Here is a 19,328-nt window from a genome sequence, read left to right on the forward strand (position 1 = left end):
TTGGTAAGCCGTATGCCTTAGTAGGGCACGTACGGTTTGATAAGGGGGAAGCCTTGAGAAAGGTTTCCCTACTTTATTTTATTGGTGGTGTCCAAACACCATTGTTTCTCTAACATTAATGGTAAAAACCAATAATAGGGAAATCCTGACATCCTGCGGCTATGATGCCTAAGGTAAAAAGATAATCAAATCATAACAGTCACTATAGCTTTTCACTAATCTAAATTATAAAAAGGCTGCGAGAACGCAACCTCATTGATTGTTTTAATATAGGGAAATAAATTTACTAGACAACAAGAGTTTGCCAAAATCAAAACACTAAAGGGGAATGACTAAAAATGATATTCCCCTACCGTTTCATTTTGATCATAAATTTGTACCGGTCGGCACGATACGAGGATTTTACATATTCAACAGGGGTGCCATCCTTTAAAAAGGTTTGTTGTTGAATAAGCATGATAGGGGAACCTTTTTTTACTTTTAAAAACTTTGCATCCACTTCATTGGCAATGGACGATTCAATTACTTGTGAAGCCTCATCAATTTGCAGGTGTAATTCGTTTTCAATATAGGAATAAACGGACTCTTTCACAATCTGTTCGGTCAGGCCTTTAATCAGGTTTGCGGATATATAACTTGATTCCAGTGCCATTGGAACATCGTCGGCCAACCGAATTCGTTTGATTTCATAAACAGGTCCATATTCTTGAATGTCCAACTGAGAAGCAATTTGGCTTGTGGCAGGAATAATTTCAAATGAAATTAAGTGACTGCCTGGTTTAAGTCCTCTGGTCTCCATATCTTCCGTAAAGCTTCGCAAGCGGTATAAGGGCTGCTCAATTTTCCGTTCCGCAACAAACGTTCCTTTTCCCTGAATCCGGTGTAAATAACCCTCATTGACGAGCTGGGTTAAAGCTTGTCTCACCGTCATTCGGCTGATTTGGAATTTTTCTGCATATTCCCTTTCGGTTGGAATGGAATCACCAGGTTTTAATTCACCTTTTTCAATCAAATCCTTTAAAAGTTCTTGAAGCTGATAATAAATGGGGATGGGGGAATCCTTTTTAATCATTCTAGTCTTAACTGCACCTTTCTAGTTAAACTTAATCCGATTCCAAATAAAAACAGCTATATTTAAAAGGAGACAGTGAGGAAGAACCTCAGCTGTTCACCTTTAAATCAGCGATTGCAGCCTTATCTGCAATAATTGTAACATATGGATGTCTCTTGAGCACAGATGCCGGGAAATTTTCATCCACGTTGCCAGACAATAGACGATTCAAAGCTTCTGTCTTTTTCTCACCAGAAATGAGCAATAGGATTTCCTTGCTTCGCATAATCGAGGCAATGCCCATTGTGATGGCTTTCGTCGGCACCTCTTCCAGGCTGTTGAAATATCTGGCATTGGCCTGTCTTGTAGAAGCAGTTAATTGAACAACATGGGTTTCAGTATCAAAGGATGTGCCGGGTTCGTTAAATCCGATATGGCCATTGCTGCCAATGCCAAGTATCTGTAAATCAATGCCGCCGTGATTTTTAATCAATTTTTCATAATCGATACATTCTTTTTCAATATCATCTGCATTTCCGCGCGGAACAAATGTGTTCTGTTTTTGAACATCAATATGATCAAATAGGTTATGGTTCATATAATAGCGGTAACTATTCGGATCAGTACCGGAAAGCCCGATATATTCATCTAAATTAAAAGTGGTAACCCCTTGATAAGAAGTCCCATTCTTTTGGTGGTCAGCAATTAAATTGGCATAGATCCCCAGAGGAGTACCGCCTGTTGCAAGTCCCAGTTTAATTTTTGGAGAGTGACTTACCTTACGAATAATATAATCGGCGGCAAGCTTACTCATATCTTGATAATCTTTGGCTTCGATGACTTTCACTTTGCTTCTCCTCCTTTAAAATAGGCAACTTTTCCGCGGCATAACGTCATATATACATCTAAGTTTTCGTCAAGAATCACGATGTCAGCATCTTTTCCTTCCGAAATGCTGCCTTTGCGGTCAAAAACATTAAGTTGTTTGGCTGGGTTTACAGCTGCCATTTGCACGGCATCTTCCAGTTCGCAGTCTGCAAAGGTTAGGATATTTTTTACTCCTTGGCCAAGTCTTAAAATGCTGCCTGCCAGGGTTCCGTCACTGAGGACTGCTTTTCCATCCTGAACGATTACATCCTGGCCTCCTAAATCGTAATGTCCGTTCTTTAGGCATTTTGCCCGCATGGCATCAGTAATCAGGATGATTCCTTTGTTGCCTTTTTGCCTATAGGCAAGTTTGACCATTTCGGGATGAACATGAACACCGTCTACGATTAATTCTGCTTTTAACTCATCCTTTAAAAAGGCTGCACCCACCACTCCTGGTTCTCGGTGATGCAAACCTCTTTGTTGATTGTAAAGATGTGTTACGTGATTCACTCCGGCATCAATTGCTTCGAGCACTTCTTCATAGGTGGCATCAGTATGCCCAATCGACGCAATCATCCCATTTTCAGCCAAGTAATTAACCAGTTGAAGGCCGCCCGGCAGTTCGGGTGCCAATGTGACTAGCTTGATACTATGTTCAGAGAGAGCTTCCCATTTTTTAAATAAATCAAGGTTTGGATCAATAATATGTTGAATAGGCTGAGCTCCCGCTCTTTTTTTATTTACAAATGGACCTTCAAGGTGGATCCCTAGGATTTCAGCCATTCCGGGGGACTGCTTCCCATGGATATAGGCGCCTGCATTCAGTAGGGCTTTTTCAATTTGTTGTTCTTCCTGGGTAATCGTTGTCGCTAAAAAGCTCGTGGTCCCTTCACGAGGAAGTGCTTCTGCCATTGTTTCCAATGCTTCCTTGGTCGCATCCATCGTATCTGCACCGTTTGCTCCATGGATATGGACATCGATAAAACCAGGTACAGCTTTATAATTGGATGGAATCTCGATAACTTCAAACTCTTCTTGTGAGGAAAGTTGTTCTGTAGACCCTATTTCCACCATTTTTTCATCTTTTATTTTTATAAATCCATTTTCAATCCATCGATCATCTGAATAAATTTGAATACCTTTGATCAGTTTCGAGTTTGTTGACATATTTATGACTTCCTTTCTAATTAATGCAATTTTACCATTTAAAAATATAGTTGTCTATACCAATATTCTAAAAGATAATGATGATAAAATCCACATTTATTACTTATATTTGAGGTGTTATCTATTCTATGTAGGTTAAATTGGTATAGATATATTAATAAGTATAATAAAACAAATCAAGATGGAAATTGAGATGTCCAAAAATGAAAGTCCGAAAAATGCCTCTGGTGGATTTATCTCCCAGCTTCTATATAAACTTCAGGTAACGAACACAATGCGAGCAGCCAGGAAATGCCCAAGTGAAGTGACCTTAACTTGGGTGATATTTTGTTTGTAAACTTATCATGGCATTCTTAAAGTGACCTATAATATTAAACGTATTCACCAAAGAGGATCCACCACTTTATCATCTGTCCCTATCAAAATTATCAATAATAAGTTTTTAGGTACTAAAATAGGTCTGCATTCAAATGTGAATGCAGACCCTTTACTATAGATAATTCCCATTCATTAATCATTACGAAATTTCGCTCCGTGCAAGGGGTGTTCCTAAACAGAAATGAGGGCCATTTCCGAATGTCAGATGTTTTTTATTATTAGAACGATGAATATCTAATGAAAAAGGATCATAAAGCAATGAATAGAGAGTATTAGCAATCGCATGACTTGTTGTTTCGACCCCTGCACCTAAAAGCAGCATGGTAATTTGTACTATTTGCTCATCGGTAAATTTTTCGCCATCTCCGTCTAAACCTAATACCTCGTCGATTAGGTTTTGGTCATAGATACCGATCGCACAAGCACCAGCATTGATTGATTCACTTGCTAAATAAAGGTTCTGAGAAACATGGCCAATATCTATGAGGATTTTTTTATGGGCTGAAAGATCATATTTCCATTCGGAACGGTATGGAATAGTACTCCATGCAAACACTGCCGCAGCCCTTTTAGCGAAATTAGGGACAAAAGGTTGATCTAGTGTTATGGCAGTTACTCATTTGTTCACAAATACTAGACAAATAGAGTCAAGATCTAAAAAATGATATGGTGTACAAAAAAAGCTGAAAGGATGCAATTATCAGCAGTAGATTATTATCGAGGAATATATGTTTTCTAACATTTGTTTATAGTACAATAATTAGGAGATTTTAATGGGATGTAGCGAGCAAAGATGCGGATTAGGCGGGGATGATATGGATATTACTCAATTTTTAATGGCTCTTAATTTAGAAAAGTACATAGACGTTTTTGAAGAAGAAGAGGTAAGGTTAGAAGATCTCCTTTCATTTAGTGAGGAAGATTTGGCTGATTTAGGGATTAAGCTTGGCCCTAGAAAAAGGATTATGAAGGCTCTAGAGAGTCGAGAATTTCAACATGTTAAAGCAGAAGTTCTAGATGAAACAGAATCTGATTTCAATGAAGGCAATAGAAACCATCTGTTTCGATTGTTATGTGAAAATGAACAGCTGTGGTTTAAACCAGCGTTTCAAAACAGCACTTCTGTTATTGCCCATGAATATGCCAGTTTATACAAATTGCTTCTGAAGGAACAATCCTATGGTGCCGTGCTGCAGATAAAGGATCTCTTGGAGGTTTTGCTTAAATTCCCGATCCTTATCAGTGTCAGTCATATTTATTCGCTCAGAGAAAGGTCCGATGCTGAAATTAAGGTATTGGTCGCACTGTTAGAAAAACCTTTATCACTAGGTGATTGGGAGAAAATTGCAGGTGTGATATCAAAACTGCCATCCACTCATCCAACTCTTAAGCAGGTTTTAATACGAACCTTAAAATTATACAGAGACGAGCAGATCGTAAAGTGGCGCAATGATCAATTGGGCCATGGCGCCTTATCATTTGATGCTGATGATGACCTTCGTAAGGATATTATAAAAAAACTTGAAGCAATTAAACGGTATTTTGAAGATACGTTTGAATTGGACCAGCAAATCAATCTTTACCTTAAACAAGGCGGGAATGAATATCGGCTGTCTGGAGAAGAGGCCATGGACCATATTGAGAGAGACACCTCGGATATTTCAGTAAGATTAAATGATAGTCTGACGGTTCCTTTATTCCCGTTTATTCTGACCAGCGAAAACAGCATCTATTTTTTTGATACTTATTTTTCACATAAAGACAAAACCATGGTGCTTGATTATACAAAAGGCAAAAAGAAAATCGATCAAAAGGTAAATGAGTTGATAAAAGGAACACGCCGGGAATTAGATATTATGATTCCAAAAAGATCAACGGTGGATGATCGAACATATTCCATGATTGAGGCAGAAATTCTAAATAAGATTGGGGAAGTAAAAGATTTTCAAAGCCCAGGTTATCTAATTCATGACCTTTCATCGGCAATGAATAAACATCCAAAGGGTTTATTTTTAATACAAATGGAGCGGGGTACAGGTAAAACAACGTTTGCCCGGGCATTGGATGAGATGTCCTTAAATAAATATCATAAGCTGCTAAATGGCTCCGTTCGAGCCTATTACATCAATGATTCGTTCAGTTATAAAATGAATTATTTTTCGCAGAGAGTTCATGATATATTGCGTCAAGATAAGGACGGCAGAAACACGATTGTTGGAATAGAGGGAGTTCCTTCGAAAAGTAAGGATAAAAAGGTCCATTTTGCCCGGATGATGAATGAGTTTTCGGAGGAACATAGAACACACTTTGGCCATGATAAATTACTCCTTGTCATTGATGGCGTGGATGAGATTCCAGGACAAGAGGGAGAGTCGATTTTTGATTTTATACCCGATGAAACCATGCTGAATGATGGTGTATACATTCTTTTAACCAGCAGAAAGAAAGATGAACTCACATCTTTTACTCAAGATAATTTGGACAGATTAAAATTTACGGAGCAATTCAGTTACAATCGGCATCATGAACATAATCGGGATGTCTTAATCTCTTACTTAAAGAAAGAGTTATTGGCTAATGGCAAAATGACGATTGAACATGAACGAATGTTTGATGAATTAATTATTAAGGCAGAGAATCGGTTTTTGTATTTAAAGGCGATCAAAGAGCTGCTTGTTACCTATAAAGGGAAGATTGATGTAAAGGATCTCCCGAGTGGATCTGAGTTATTTAACTTTTATTTAGACAAGCTGCATGCCATGTATGGGAATAAATTTTATGAGAACCTTTTACGGATTCTTTTAATTGTTTCAAGAGCTTATGAAGGCTTGACCTTTAGAGAAATTTCTTATTTATCAGGAGAAGATAAGCCCACTTTTACTTTTTTGGCCTATTTATTAGATTTGCGTATTTTCTTAAAAGTGGATCGCTCCTATCGAGGGAATCTCATTACCATTTCGCATGATGAGTGGAAGAAATTAATTTTTGATAAATATGGCACGGAATTGGAACAAATGACTAGCGGCTGGTTAGAAGAGATCCTATCATTAAAAGAAAACCCTCAGCAAATGAAATGGGAAAGTGTTGAAAGCGATGGAGAGGTTTATCTTATTGCCAATGCCTTAAACTATTTAGAATTAATTAAAGATCAAAATGTCGCGAATCAGTTCTACCATCCATCGTTCGTTGAGTTTATCCATTATTTGGCAAACTACTTAAGGAAACATTCCATTGTAAAATATCAGAGAGAACGCCGCATACAGTTACTGAATCAACAAATTAAGATTCTTGATGCCACTGGAGGCAAGGACGAGGAGATCTCTTATAAGTATATGCTGCGTGGAGAGGCATACTTTTTATTAATGAGATATAAAGAAGCTTTTCAGGATTATAATGAAGCGATTAAGAGGCAGGAATCCTTGTTTGAACTGCAAAAGGTAACGGACCCTGATTCTTTGCCTTTAAGTTATGCTAAAAGAGGGGCAAATTATCGGCGTACGGGATACTATATCGAAGCAGTTGAGGATCTCACTAAGTCAATTAATCTAAGAAACGAACTACGGAATCTAGGAAAACCGGTCGATTTGATCAGCCAGGCGGAAACCTTGAAAGAGAGAGGGTTTACCTACCGATCCCAAGGGAAGCTGCGGGAGGCTGCAAAGGATATTCATGCTGCTGTTAAGCTTTTACAATCCCTTGAGGAGGAAAATCAAATCGATACCTCTAGCTTGTTATCTAAAACCATTGCGAATAGAGGATCCATTTCGTTGGATCTGGGCGACTATGAATCTGGAATAAAAGATTTTGAAGCTATAGCAGCTATGGATAAAAAGATGTATGAGGAAAATAAATTAACAGATATTAGTATATTGGCCAGTTCTTTAATGAATTTAGGACGAGCTTATAATTTAGATAAGCAATTTGATAAAGGGTTAAAATATTGTTCTGAAGCGGTAGATCTTTGCAGAAAGTTGGATCAGAATGGCCAGCTGCTAAATAGGGATTATTTTTCATCAGCCTTGCAGTACCGTGGCGTGGGCCGCTGTGCATCAGGCGATACGAGTGGGGGACTGGCTGATTTAGAAGAAGCCGTTCATAAAAGAAGGCTGCTGTATAAAGAGGGGATTTTACCAAAATTCCATACATTGATTGAGACATTAAATGAAAGGATGAAGGTACACAAAAGTCTCGGGAATAAATTGGAAGCAGCACAAGACGGAGAAGAAATATTGCATTACTTTGATCAATTAAGGAAGTCAGGAAAATGGATAGATGAAAAACTTGAAAATGATATTAAGAGAGAAATGGACATGTTAAGCATAAGTGAATAAATGCTCACCACTCTCTAAAATTTTGTGGAAATAGTATCGTCGTTACTTTAAGGCTGCCCAAACTGCTGGGCAGTTTTTTTAGATGAGTGTACAACGTCAAATACTTTTTTCATGATTAACAGGAACTCCAACACACTTACTGTAATAAGGAACCATTAACCAAATCCAATTGGATTTAAACTCTATCCTCATGCAGGTGCAGAATGGCTATTCATAAATGATCAAAATACAAATAAACATCAATATCAGGAAAAAAACAATTGGCAGAATGGTTTAAATGATTTAATTTTGAACTATAGCACAGGAGCGATTGCTAACAAGATAACCATTAATCACATGATTTTTATAAACCACTTTTTTAGAGAGTAGTGATCGGATGACATTGTTAACTAAACATTCCAATGAAACAGATAATCAGCTTCAAAATCAGGGGATATTTGTCCAGTATGAAAAAAAGGGAATTGATGGAGATGGAAAACTGCACTTTCACATGGGGTATGAAATCTACCTGTTTCATAAAGGAAACGCTAAGATCATTATTGGCGATCAAGTTTACCCGCTTCAAAGGGGCGACATGCTCTTGATCCCTGGCCAAATTCCTCATATAGCTAAACCGGAGACTGATTCCCCTTATATTAGAAGTATCATTCATTTTTTGGATACTCCTCTAAGAATGTTTCCAGACAAAATTCTTCAACCGATTTTTCACATGTTTCCAAATAATGGGTTTTTGCTTCATTGCGATGTAAATGACCAGCATGAGATTGACAAGTTAGTTTCGAAAATGAATGCCGAGATTAATAAAGACGAGTTTGGAAACGAAACAATGGCGGCGGCATTTTTATTCGAGTTGTTAGTAATGGTTTATAGGATGGTTCAATCTATGAATAAACAGTCGCAATATCTGCATTTAACTCAACAAGAAATATATGTGGAGCAAATATTAACAATCATTAATAGTAAGTATAAAGAAGAGATAGATTTAGATTTTATAGCCAATTCTATTAATATTAATAAACATTACATGTGCCATTGCTTTAAAAATGTAACCGGTTACACTATTTCCACTTATATTCAGCACAAACGAATGGAAGAAGCCAAAAAATTATTGCAGTTTTCTCCTGAATCTATGACATCCATAGGACAACGTGTTGGCATCCGAAACGTGTCTCACTTCAGCAGACTATTTAAGGAATACTCTGGCATTACTCCTTCCGGTTTTCGGAAAAAGCACAATACCATGTTAAAAAAGCAATTTACGATAAAAAAGGAGCAACAATAGAAAATCCCAAATAGAAAATTTCAAGTATGATGTTAAAAGGAGGGATGTACCAGTGAATACCGATGTAAAAAGACAGCTAGAATTAAAGGGGCAGCTGCGAATAAAAATCCCCGAAGTACGAACTTCGCCGGTTGATCATGCCATCAGGATATTGGTCAGAGATGTTGAAACAGTGTTGGGTGAGGTCCCCAAGCTGGTAATCGGACCTGAAGATGTGGCAGACCTTTGTATCCGATATGCTGAGCACAAGGACAATTGTCCACAACATCCAGAGGCGCATGGATTTCGCTTTCATTCGGACGGAAGAAATTCTTGGATGGATATTGTGGGCTATGATGAGTTGGGCATTGTTTACGGAATACTGGAGTTTAGCAAAAGATTTTTGGAAATACATCCGTTCTGGTTTTGGTCCGATCAGTTAATCGTTACCCGTCCCAAAATTGATATACCAATGATGGACTATGACGCACCTCTGCCTAAGGTCCGTTACCGTGGCTGGTTTGTCAACGACGAAGTGTGCTTGATTGGATGGAAGGAACCATATCCCCCTTCAAGAGAGGTGTGGGAACCGGTGTTTGAAGCTCTGCTTCGTTGTGGAGGCAACATGGTGATTCCTGGAACAGACTTGCCGAGAAACGGTGTTCATTATCAAGTTGCCTCTGAAATGGGTCTATGGGTGACGCATCATCATGCTGAGCCACTAGGTGCTGAAATGTTCTTGCGCGCATTCCCAGGCAAAAAAGCAAGCTACAAGGAGGAGCCGGAACTGTTTGAGAGCCTGTGGCGGGAGGCCATCGAAAAGCAAAAGGATAAAAAGGTTCTTTGGGTATTATCCTTCCGCGGTCAAGGAGACAAGCCTTTCTGGGAAGACGACCCGGCCTTTGATACTCCTGAAAAACGGGGGGCGATGATTAGCAAAGTCATTCGGAAACAGTATGACATGATTGGAAGCACTGTACAAAATCCTGTGTATTGTGCAGCTCTGTATGGCGAAATCGCAGAATTATATAAAGATGGCTATGTTGAGCTGCCTGATGATGTCATCAAGATTTGGGCGGATAATGGTTATGGGAAAATGGTTTCCCGCAGAAATAGCAATAAAAATTTACGGGTACCATCCCTTCCAGAACCTGGTGATAAGGGGAAACATGGTTTATATTACCATGTGACCTTCCATGATTTGCAGGCTTCAAATCATCTGACTATGTATCCAGGACCGGCTTCGTTTATAAAGCAGGAGCTTGAGTCAGCCTTTGATCATGGAGCTGATGATTATTTGCTCCTCAACTGTGGCAACATTCGTCCCCATGTCTATGCGCTTGATGTGATTCGCGAGTTGTGGAGTACTGGTACAATCGACGTGAGTGCTCACTTGAGTCAATTCATTAATAGATATTATTCTACTAATCAAGATGAGTTGAAGGAACTGTACCAAAGCTATTTTGAGGCGGCGATACAATACGGACCGAATTCTGATGATTTAGCCGGAGACGAGTACTATCACCACCCGGCAAGGCAAATCATTGGTCACTGGCTGCAAGGAAAGAGGTATCAACCGGATTCGAGATTAATATGGGCTGTAGGAGAGTTACCTTTCGATGAGCAAGTAAAAGCGTTCGAGAGGCAGTTGGAGCATGGCATAAGAAAATGGGGAGCATGGCTTAAGCGGTGTGACGATTGTTTTGCAAAACTCGGTTTAGATGATAAGCGTAGGGCAATAGACCAGCTGCGGTTCCATGGTGCACTTCATTTATCTGGATGCCAAGGTTTTTATTGGCTGTGCCGGTCTTACGAGGAGTATCGTCATCAGCGTTATCCGCTAGCATTTGTCTATGCATCCGAATCTAAATGGTGTTACGAAAAAGGGCTGGAAGTTTTGCGCGGCTCCGAGCATGGGAAATGGGAACGTTTTTACCAGGCAGACTGGCTCACGAATATTAAGAGTACGGTTGAGAATGTAGACACACTTAGGCGGTTTTTGCGCATACACGGTGATAGCCCTGATTTTTTCGCATGGTATAAGGAATACCTGATGCCAGAAACTGAGAAACATATTTATTTGGAAAACACTCATCGCAATCCACTTTCAGATGATGAACTTGCTAAAAGGCTGAAAGAATACTTCCAGTCAAAGGAGGCAATTTCATAGTTTAATCGTTGTTTAGGCTAGCTTAAGTCAATAGTTTTACTTTTTTAGCAATAAATGTAAACACTTACATTTTTAAAAGGGGGACTCTATAAATGAAAAAGTTTATAATGGCTTTGCTTTCGCTTTTTCTAATTTTTTCCTTAGCGGCGTGCAGCGGTGGTACAACAAGTAAGAATCAGTCAGAATCAAAAAATGATGAGGAAGCCAGCAAGGATGAAAAGGTTACTCTTCGTTTAGCCTGGTGGGGAAATCAACCAAGACATGATTACACGCTAAAAATGATTGAACTATATGAGAAAGAGCATCCCAATGTAAAAATTGAACCTGAATATGCCAGCTGGGATGATTATTGGAAGAAGATGGCCCCTCAAGCGGCGGCAAACCAGCTTCCGGACATTATCCAAATGGATCTTTCTTATATTACGGAATACTCAACGAATAACCAATTAGCAGATTTAACACCATTCTTTGGTAAGGAAATAGACACCACAAATCTCAGCCAAAATTTTCTTGACGGTGGTAAAATTGACGGTAAATATTATGGGCTGACAGCCAGTATGGTTGCCCTCAGTTACCAATATGATCCCGCACTTTTAAAAAAAATCGGCATAGACAAAATCCCTGCGGACTGGACTTGGGATGATTATCAAGAATTTGGGAAAAAGGCAAGCGCCTCTGGCCTGTACATTGATAATGGACCTGGCACGGCTCCGGATGTACTTTTCAACTATTACTTAAGAACCAATGGGCAAAGACTGTACAGTAAAGATGGCAAAGCATTAGGGTATAAGGATGACAAATATTTTGTTGACTATTTTAAGATGTATTCCGATATGGTAAAAAATAAAGCGGTTCCATCACCTGACGTGATTGCTCAAGTTAAAGGGCTTGAAGATGATCCTGTTGTAAAGCAGCAATCCGTTGGCATTTTCCAATGGGCAAGCCAGTTATCAGGTATCCAACAAGTGGCAAATCGGCCATTGGAAATATCAGGATTGCCAGGGCCGGATGCTGATAAAGGATTGTTCATAAAACCCGGTATGTTCTGGTCAATTGCCAATAGTTCCAAACAAAAAGCAGAGGCTGCCAAATTTATTGACTTCCTGACCAACGATATTGAGGCAAATAAAATAATGCTTGGCGAACGCGGCATTCCTGGATCGTCAAAAGTCCAAGAAGCGTTAAAGCCTTTATTGTCTACGGTACAAAAACAAATATTCGATTATGTAGCCTGGGCTGAAAACAACAGTTCAGCATTCAATGGCCCTGATCCTGCAGGTGCAGGCGAAATCATCAATCTTTTAAAGACCTTTGCTGACCAAATAGCCTATGGAGAAATGAAGCCAGAAGATGCTGCAAAGCAATTTAGACAACAAGCTGAAGCTATTTTGGCTCAAAAATAGAATAATTCCATCATCAAGTCTCATTGACTATGTCCTCCTTGATCGGGAGGGTGATTGAGTTAAACTTGGGTAAGTACTTCAATCGTATCATAGTCAATGGGACATTTTTGTTTCTAAATACATTATTTTATTACACCAAAAAGTATAAAAGTTTTAGAATTTGAGAATTGCCTAGCGCTTTTCTAATAACCTCCTATATTTGTACATCCTTGTCCGAAAATAAAGCGATTTCAAAAATGCATTGACCTTTCTGAAAAAGTTCCTTTATAGTAATGATATAAAAAGAGGGATAGATCAGAAAAAATTAAACATTCATAGGAGATAGATGAAAATGACTGACAACAGCAGTTTAATAATCAATGACGATAAAAGTGCTGGTCCAAAGGCGCCAAAAGATCCGGTCGCAAAACGAAACAGCTTTTTTGTTATGTTTGAGAAGGTGATTGAGGCAACTCCCCGTAATGAAGGCAAGCCCTCACAAGAAGTCTATTTGGATGCAGGACGATTAAAAAGTATTGCTAGACTTGTAGGCGGCGTGAAAGATGAGGAAATCTTGGGTCTTCTCGAAAATTGTAAGGGATTTCATAAACTGGTTCACAGTATAGGTGTAACAATAAAAACAGGAAATGAAAATCCTGGAAGCATCCATTTTGTGTTACATAATTATGGAAAACAAAAGAAATATGAAACGGGAACTTTGCTTAGAATGCCATGCCCAACAGATGGAGCTGAGATAATTTTTGAACTTGGTGATTTCCAATGGTCCCAAGATGATGATGTTCCAGGCAAATTTGCCTTTGAATTTGACCATCCTGGTGAACTAGCAGCTGCAAGTGTCAAATTCTATCTCTATGATTCCTATAAGGTACCAGAGATCGCGATGGAACCTCCGGTTGCATTCGGCTCCAATGGCTACCAGGCCATGATTAAAAAATCTCTTTTAAACAAAGGAAACAATCAAAGATTAAAAACGGCAATCGAAAAAGCAGAAAGAGGCGGCGATGTTACCATTGCCTATATAGGGGGCTCCATTACTCAGGGCGCTGGAGCCAAGCCGATCCATACTCATTGTTATGCCTGCCAATCGTACTTGAAATTCAGAGCAATGTTTGGGAAAGAAGATGGAAAGAATGTTCATTTTGTGAAAGCAGGTGTAGGGGGCACACCATCTGAGCTCGGCATGCTTCGCTATGAACGAGATATTTTAAGGAATGGAAAAGTAAAGCCGGATATCGTGATTGTGGAGTTCGCAGTAAATGATGCAGGAGACGAAACAGAAGGAATTTGTTATGAAAGCCTTGTTTTAAAAATACTATCCTCGGAAAACAAACCAGCGGTTATTTTATTATTCAGCGTGTTTGAAAATGACTGGAATTTGCAGGATCGACTTTCTCCCATAGGAAAGCACTATAATCTTCCCATGGTAAGTGTAAAGGATGCGGTGGTCAACCAGTTTAGACTTACGAAAGAAGAGGGGAACATTATCACCAAACGGCAATTTTTTTACGATATTTATCATCCGACAAATGATGGTCATACGGTTATGGCGGATTGCCTTGCCTATTTGTTTTCGGAAACAAATAAATCGATTAGAGATCGAGTTGACGTTGAAATAGACCAATCTCCGGTTATCGGCAATTATTTTAAGGATGTTCAGTTACTGGATCGAAATGATAACCGAATTGGTGCATGGATCAATATGGGCGGCTTTTCAGAAACAGATGACGATTTGCAGATGGTCGAGATGGATGCTAATCCTTTTGGGACCCCGCAATTTTCAAATAACTGGATGCATTCTGCTGCATCGGAAAATGAAAGTTTCAAAATGACGATCAACAGCAGAAGCCTCATCCTTGTTTTTAAGGATTCCGGAAGCAGCGAGTTTGGAATGGCGGATATTTTTGTGGATGGCAGACATATAAAAACCGCCGACCCTCATGTAGAAAACTGGACTCATTGCAATGCTGTAATCTTGTATCAGGAGAATGTCTGCCGGGAACACCAAATTGAAATCAAGATGGCTCACAATAACGAAGAAAAATGTTTTACTATTTTGGGATTCGGATATACCTTGTAGCTTTTCAGGGTTCTACTAAGAATTAAAATGGAAAAACCGGATTTATTCTCACTGTATGATATAAGTTTAGAAAGGCTATCAATTGAAAATAATAAGATGAATATTTAAAAGAAAAGATGGCTCTGATAATAGAGGAGTCATCTTTTCTTTTTGATTATAAAAATATTTCAAGCCTTTAAATGGAATGTGTAAGAAGCTATTGACAATCGTACAATGTGAGTGTACGATAAATCGCATAAGATATATCGTGTGCGATTTATCGTATAAGATGTTTTGGGAGAGGAGAGTAACTATTGGAGGATCGGGCCGATTTTATCCGTGAATCAATTGATTTTTTACATCGATTTCTAATAAGAAGTATTCAAGAACATGCTGAGGAGCACGGTCTAACGGTTCCTCAGTTAAGGGTCATTGCACAAGTGTTGATGAATAAGCAGATTACCATTAAACAATTGACGAAAAATCTTAGAATGACCCAAAGTACCGTTTCAGATATTGTTGAGCGCTTGTCTGCAAAAGGTATTCTATTGAAGACTCCCAATCCAAAAGATAAACGGTCAGTGATTATTTCTGTGAGCGAGGAAGTTCTAAAAGGAATCAGAAATAACTCAAATGAACCAGTGAAACGGGCAGTCGGTGATGCATTAAATTATTTATCGCCAGATGAACAGAATACCGTTGAGCAGGGAATGCACTTGCTGCTGAAGGCAGTGAGAGAAAAAATGGAGAAAGATGGTATGGGACAATTGGAATCAGGACCCTTTCGTTAACATTCTGTTCTAGCTAATGACATGGAAATATATAACTTTATGCCCGAGGAGGGGTTCATGCATGCTGAAAATCTTCAAATATTTTCAGAAAAAAGACTGGCTGTTGATTGTATGCAGCCTGGTTTTCATAGTGACACAAGTATGGCTTGATTTAAAAATTCCCGATTACATGACGGAAATCACCAAGCTTGTGCAGACAGAAGGAAGCAAGATTAGTGACGTTCTCGTCCAAGGCAGTTACATGCTGTTTTGCGCTGTAGGCAGTATGCTGGCGTCCATGGCAACGGTTTTCCTGGCAGCAAGGGTAGCTGCAGGCTTCTCGGTCCGTTTGCGCGGCATGGTTTTTGATAAAACTTTGTCTTTCTCGATGGAGGAAATCAGCCGTTTTTCCACTGCCAGCCTGATTACCCGTTCCACAAATGACATCATGCAAGTCCAGATGTTGATCATAATGGGATTGCAGATTGTCATTCGTGCTCCGATAATGGCCGTATGGGCGATTTTAAAAATTACAGGCAAGGCATGGGAGTGGACTGCTGCGACAGGAATTGCGGTTGCCTTCCTGTGTGTGTTAATTGCCATTGTCGTCTTTGTAGCATTGCCAAAATTTAGAGCGGTTCAAAACCTGACGGACCAATTGAACCGTGTAACGAGAGAGAATTTGTCAGGTATCCGGGTTGTCCGTGCTTATAATGCCGAAGGGTATCAGGAAGAAAAATTTGAACAAGCAAATAATGAATTGACCAAAACGAATCTTTTCACAGGCAGGACGATGGCGATCTTGTTCCCGTCCATCGTGCTGATGATGTCTGGAATGAATCTTGCGATCTATTGGATTGGGGCCGTCATAATCAACAATGCTCCGCTGCAGGATCGGCTATCCCGATTTTCTGACATGGTGGTCTTCTCCTCTTATGCGATGCAAATTATCATGTCCTTCATGATGCTGTCGATGGTGTTTATCATGATGCCTCGTGCTGCCGTATCCGCAAAAAGGATCAATGAGGTTCTGGATACCGAGGTCAAAATCGGCGATGGGGAAGGACCCCAAGCTGAAAAAACCAATACCTCCGGCGAAGTGGAGTTCCGCAATGTAAGCTTTAAATACCCTGACGCAGAAGACTATGTTTTGAAAAATGTAAGTTTTCAAGCTCATAGGGGTGAAACAGTCGCCATCATCGGCTCTACAGGCAGCGGTAAAAGCACGCTGCTGAACCTGATTCCACGATTCATGGATGCATCGGAAGGTGCTGTGCTCATTGACGGGGTTGATGTGAAGGACTATTCCCTTGAAGTGTTAAGGAACAAGCTGGGATATGTGTCCCAAAAAGCGATTTTGTTCAGTGGCAGCGTTGCGTCCAATGTTGCGTTTGGTGAGGATACGAAGATGGCAGTCAGTGATGTTGAAAGAGCGGTTGAAATCGCTCAAGGCAGAGAGTTTGTGGAAAAGATGGAGGGGCAGTACAAGGCTGAAATTGCTCAGGGCGGAACAAATATTTCCGGCGGGCAAAAACAAAGATTGTCAATTGCACGTGCCATCTATAAAAATCCTGAATTTTATCTGTTCGATGATTCTTTTTCGGCGTTGGATTATAAGACCGACCGAGTTTTGCGTTCGCGCCTCAAACAAGAGATAAAAGATGCTACCTCCATTATTGTTGCCCAGCGTATCGGGACGATTATTGATGCGGACCGAATCATTGTACTTGATCAAGGTGAAGTGGTAGGCATCGGTACACATCAGGAGCTCATGAAAACATGCAACGTCTATCAAGAAATTGCCTATTCGCAGTTGTCAAAGGAGGAGCTTGAAGTTGGCTGAAAATGAATTTGCTAATAATGGTGATAAGAAGGCAGAACGTCCAAAAGGGCGCGGCCCGAAAGGACGCCAAAGGGGCTCCCAAAAGGGGCAAGGCGCTAACCTATCGAAAAGCTTCAAACAATTATTCACGTATTCCCGTGCGTATGTTCCGGCGATTATTGTAGCCCTGATCCTTTCCATGGCAGGGTCTATCTTTAATATTATAGGTCCTGACATACTTGGCGATATAACCGATACAATCACGGAAGGTCTGATGACAAGTATTGATATGGATGCCGTTGTCCACGTGGCAACCATTCTTGCAGTTCTTTATGTTTTAATGTTCGTGTTTCAATATATTCAAGGTTTTATCATGGCAACAGCGACGCAGCGGATCTCTAAAAGCTTGCGGAAAGATCTTTCAAAAAAGATGAACCGTCTGCCATTAAAATACTTTGACTCCACAAGCACCGGTGATGTTCTTAGCCGTGTTACAAATGATGTAGATATGGTGGGCCAGACGCTGAACCAGAGCTTAAGCGGGTTGACTTCAGCCATCACACTATTCCTGGGTTCGCTCGTGATGATGTTTTGGACCAATTGGATCATGGCGATTTCTGCCGTCCTGTCCACATTTATTGGATTTGCACTGATGTCATTCTTAATTGCTAAGTCACAAGTCTTTTTCGGACGGCAGCAAAAACAACTCGGCAAGCTTAATGGATATATTGAGGAGACCTACTCAGGACACAATGTGGTGAAAGCCTATAATGGAGAAAAGCTGGCGAAGGAAGCCTTCCGTGAGATTAACACCGGGTTATACGACAGTGCCTGGAAATCGCAATTCCTGTCTGGACTGATGATGCCATTTATGATGTTTGTCGGAAACCTAGGTTATGTCGTGGTCTGTATTGTCGGTGCGGCACTTGCCGTTAATGGCCACATATCGTTCGGTGTCATTGTATCCTTTATGTTATACATTCGCCTTTTCACTCAGCCTCTTACCCAGATTGCCCAGGGAGCCACACAGCTCCAATCAACAGCCGCGGCCAGTGGGCGTGTCTTCGAATTCTTGAATGAAAAAGAGCTGGCGGATGAAGGTGAGAAGAAGGATCGGCTTGAAACGGTAAATGGTGATGTAAGTTTTAGGAATGTACGCTTTGGTTATAATGAAAATCAGCCGGTTATTAAAAACTTCTCAGTTAACGTCAAGGCTGGCCAAAAAGTCGCGATTGTCGGCCCTACCGGAGCGGGCAAGACCACTCTGGTTAATTTGCTGATGCGTTTCTACGAAGTAAATGACGGTGAAATCCTGATTGATGGTGTGCCAACCAGCCGTTTAACACGGGAAAATCTACATGATTTGTTCTGTATGGTTCTCCAGGATACTTGGCTGTTTGAAGGCACGATCCGTGAGAATATCGTTTATTCCAGTAAGGGAGTCAGTGATGAGGAACTGGAGTCAGCCTGTAAAGCAGTAGGGCTGCACCACTTTATAAAAACCCTGCCTAATGGTTATGATACCATTCTTGATGATAAAGCGAGCCTGTCGGCTGGCCAGAAACAGCTGATTACCATTGCCCGAGCCATGGTGAAAACTGCGCCATTGCTTATTTTGGATGAGGCAACAAGTTCAGTTGATACACGGACAGAAATGCTGATCCAGGAGGCTATGGACAAATTGACCGTTGGAAAAACATCATTTGTGATCGCTCACAGGCTTTCTACCATCAAAAACGCTGACATGATTCTTGTAATGAAGGATGGCGACATCATTGAAACAGGAACACATAAAGAATTGCTGAAACAAAATGGCTTCTATGCGGAGCTATACAATAGCCAGTTTGAAGAAGCATCATAATCATTAAGGAATGCTATTTTCTTTTCATAAAAATTCCCTGATATCATCAATCCGAAATGGATGCTGATATCAGGGAATTTTTTTATAAAGATTAGCTGGATGAAAAATGTTTTCATAAGAATTCTGTTTTTCTGGAAATCTGCAGTGAACAAATCGTGTGAATGGAACCGGAGGTATATCGGAATTGA

The 19,328-nt window shown here is 40.1% G+C and carries 11 protein-coding genes and 1 pseudogene; 8 read left to right on the top strand and 4 right to left on the bottom strand.

The window, feature by feature from the left end; genetic code table 11:
* Positions 1-349 precede the first annotated feature (349 nt).
* The 4 genes and pseudogenes from NFS43_RS09345 to NFS43_RS24365 form a co-directional block, all read right to left on the bottom strand.
* Positions 350-1,072 (bottom strand): GntR family transcriptional regulator, encoded by a 723-nt coding sequence (locus NFS43_RS09345; RefSeq protein WP_251551396.1) that lies wholly within the window; start codon positions 1,070-1,072, stop codon positions 350-352.
* Between the two features lie 88 nt (positions 1,073-1,160).
* A complete protein-coding gene (nagB, locus tag NFS43_RS09350) occupies positions 1,161-1,898 on the bottom strand; it encodes a glucosamine-6-phosphate deaminase (protein WP_251551397.1) in 738 nt (245 codons plus the stop codon).
* Positions 1,895-3,088, bottom strand: a complete 1,194-nt coding sequence (gene nagA / locus NFS43_RS09355) for an N-acetylglucosamine-6-phosphate deacetylase (RefSeq protein WP_251551398.1) — start codon at positions 3,086-3,088, stop codon at positions 1,895-1,897. Before nagA ends, nagB begins: the two co-directional genes overlap by 4 nt.
* 523 nt (positions 3,089-3,611) lie before the next feature.
* Positions 3,612-4,073 (bottom strand): annotated as a pseudogene (locus NFS43_RS24365) (cytochrome P450); the annotation flags it as partial.
* Between the two features lie 166 nt (positions 4,074-4,239).
* Here NFS43_RS24365 and NFS43_RS09370 point away from each other — a divergent pair.
* The 8 genes from NFS43_RS09370 (at position 4,240) to NFS43_RS09405 (ending at position 19,140) form a co-directional block, all read left to right on the top strand.
* On the top strand, positions 4,240-7,797 hold the full coding sequence (locus NFS43_RS09370) for a P-loop domain-containing protein (RefSeq protein ID WP_251551399.1): 3,558 nt from the start codon (positions 4,240-4,242) through the stop codon (positions 7,795-7,797).
* A gap of 376 nt (positions 7,798-8,173) precedes the next feature.
* On the top strand, positions 8,174-9,079 hold the full coding sequence (locus NFS43_RS09375) for a helix-turn-helix domain-containing protein (RefSeq protein ID WP_251551400.1): 906 nt from the start codon (positions 8,174-8,176) through the stop codon (positions 9,077-9,079).
* Positions 9,080-9,131: 52 nt separating this feature from the next.
* A complete protein-coding gene (locus NFS43_RS09380) occupies positions 9,132-11,228 on the top strand; it encodes a glycosyl hydrolase 115 family protein (protein ID WP_251551401.1) in 2,097 nt (698 codons plus the stop codon).
* Positions 11,229-11,320: 92 nt separating this feature from the next.
* A complete protein-coding gene (locus NFS43_RS09385) occupies positions 11,321-12,631 on the top strand; it encodes an ABC transporter substrate-binding protein (protein ID WP_251551402.1) in 1,311 nt (436 codons plus the stop codon).
* Positions 12,632-12,962: 331 nt separating this feature from the next.
* Positions 12,963-14,708 (top strand): SGNH/GDSL hydrolase family protein, encoded by a 1,746-nt coding sequence (locus NFS43_RS09390; RefSeq protein ID WP_251551403.1) that lies wholly within the window; start codon positions 12,963-12,965, stop codon positions 14,706-14,708.
* Positions 14,709-15,001: 293 nt separating this feature from the next.
* Positions 15,002-15,478 carry a MarR family winged helix-turn-helix transcriptional regulator gene (locus NFS43_RS09395; RefSeq protein WP_251551404.1) on the top strand — a complete coding sequence of 159 codons (477 nt, stop codon included), beginning with the start codon at positions 15,002-15,004 and terminating at the stop codon, positions 15,476-15,478.
* Positions 15,479-15,539: 61 nt separating this feature from the next.
* The gene (locus NFS43_RS09400) at positions 15,540-17,300 is read left to right on the top strand and encodes an ABC transporter ATP-binding protein (RefSeq protein WP_251551405.1); all 1,761 of its coding nucleotides are present in this window, start codon (positions 15,540-15,542) and stop codon (positions 17,298-17,300) included.
* A complete protein-coding gene (locus tag NFS43_RS09405; protein WP_251551406.1) occupies positions 17,293-19,140 on the top strand; it encodes an ABC transporter ATP-binding protein in 1,848 nt (615 codons plus the stop codon). Before NFS43_RS09400 ends, NFS43_RS09405 begins: the two co-directional genes overlap by 8 nt.
* Positions 19,141-19,328: the final 188 nt, after the last annotated feature.

Origin of the sequence: Neobacillus muris, assembly GCF_943193175.1 — a bacterium.
GTDB classification, from domain to species: Bacteria; Bacillota; Bacilli; order Bacillales; family Cytobacillaceae; genus Neobacillus; species Neobacillus muris.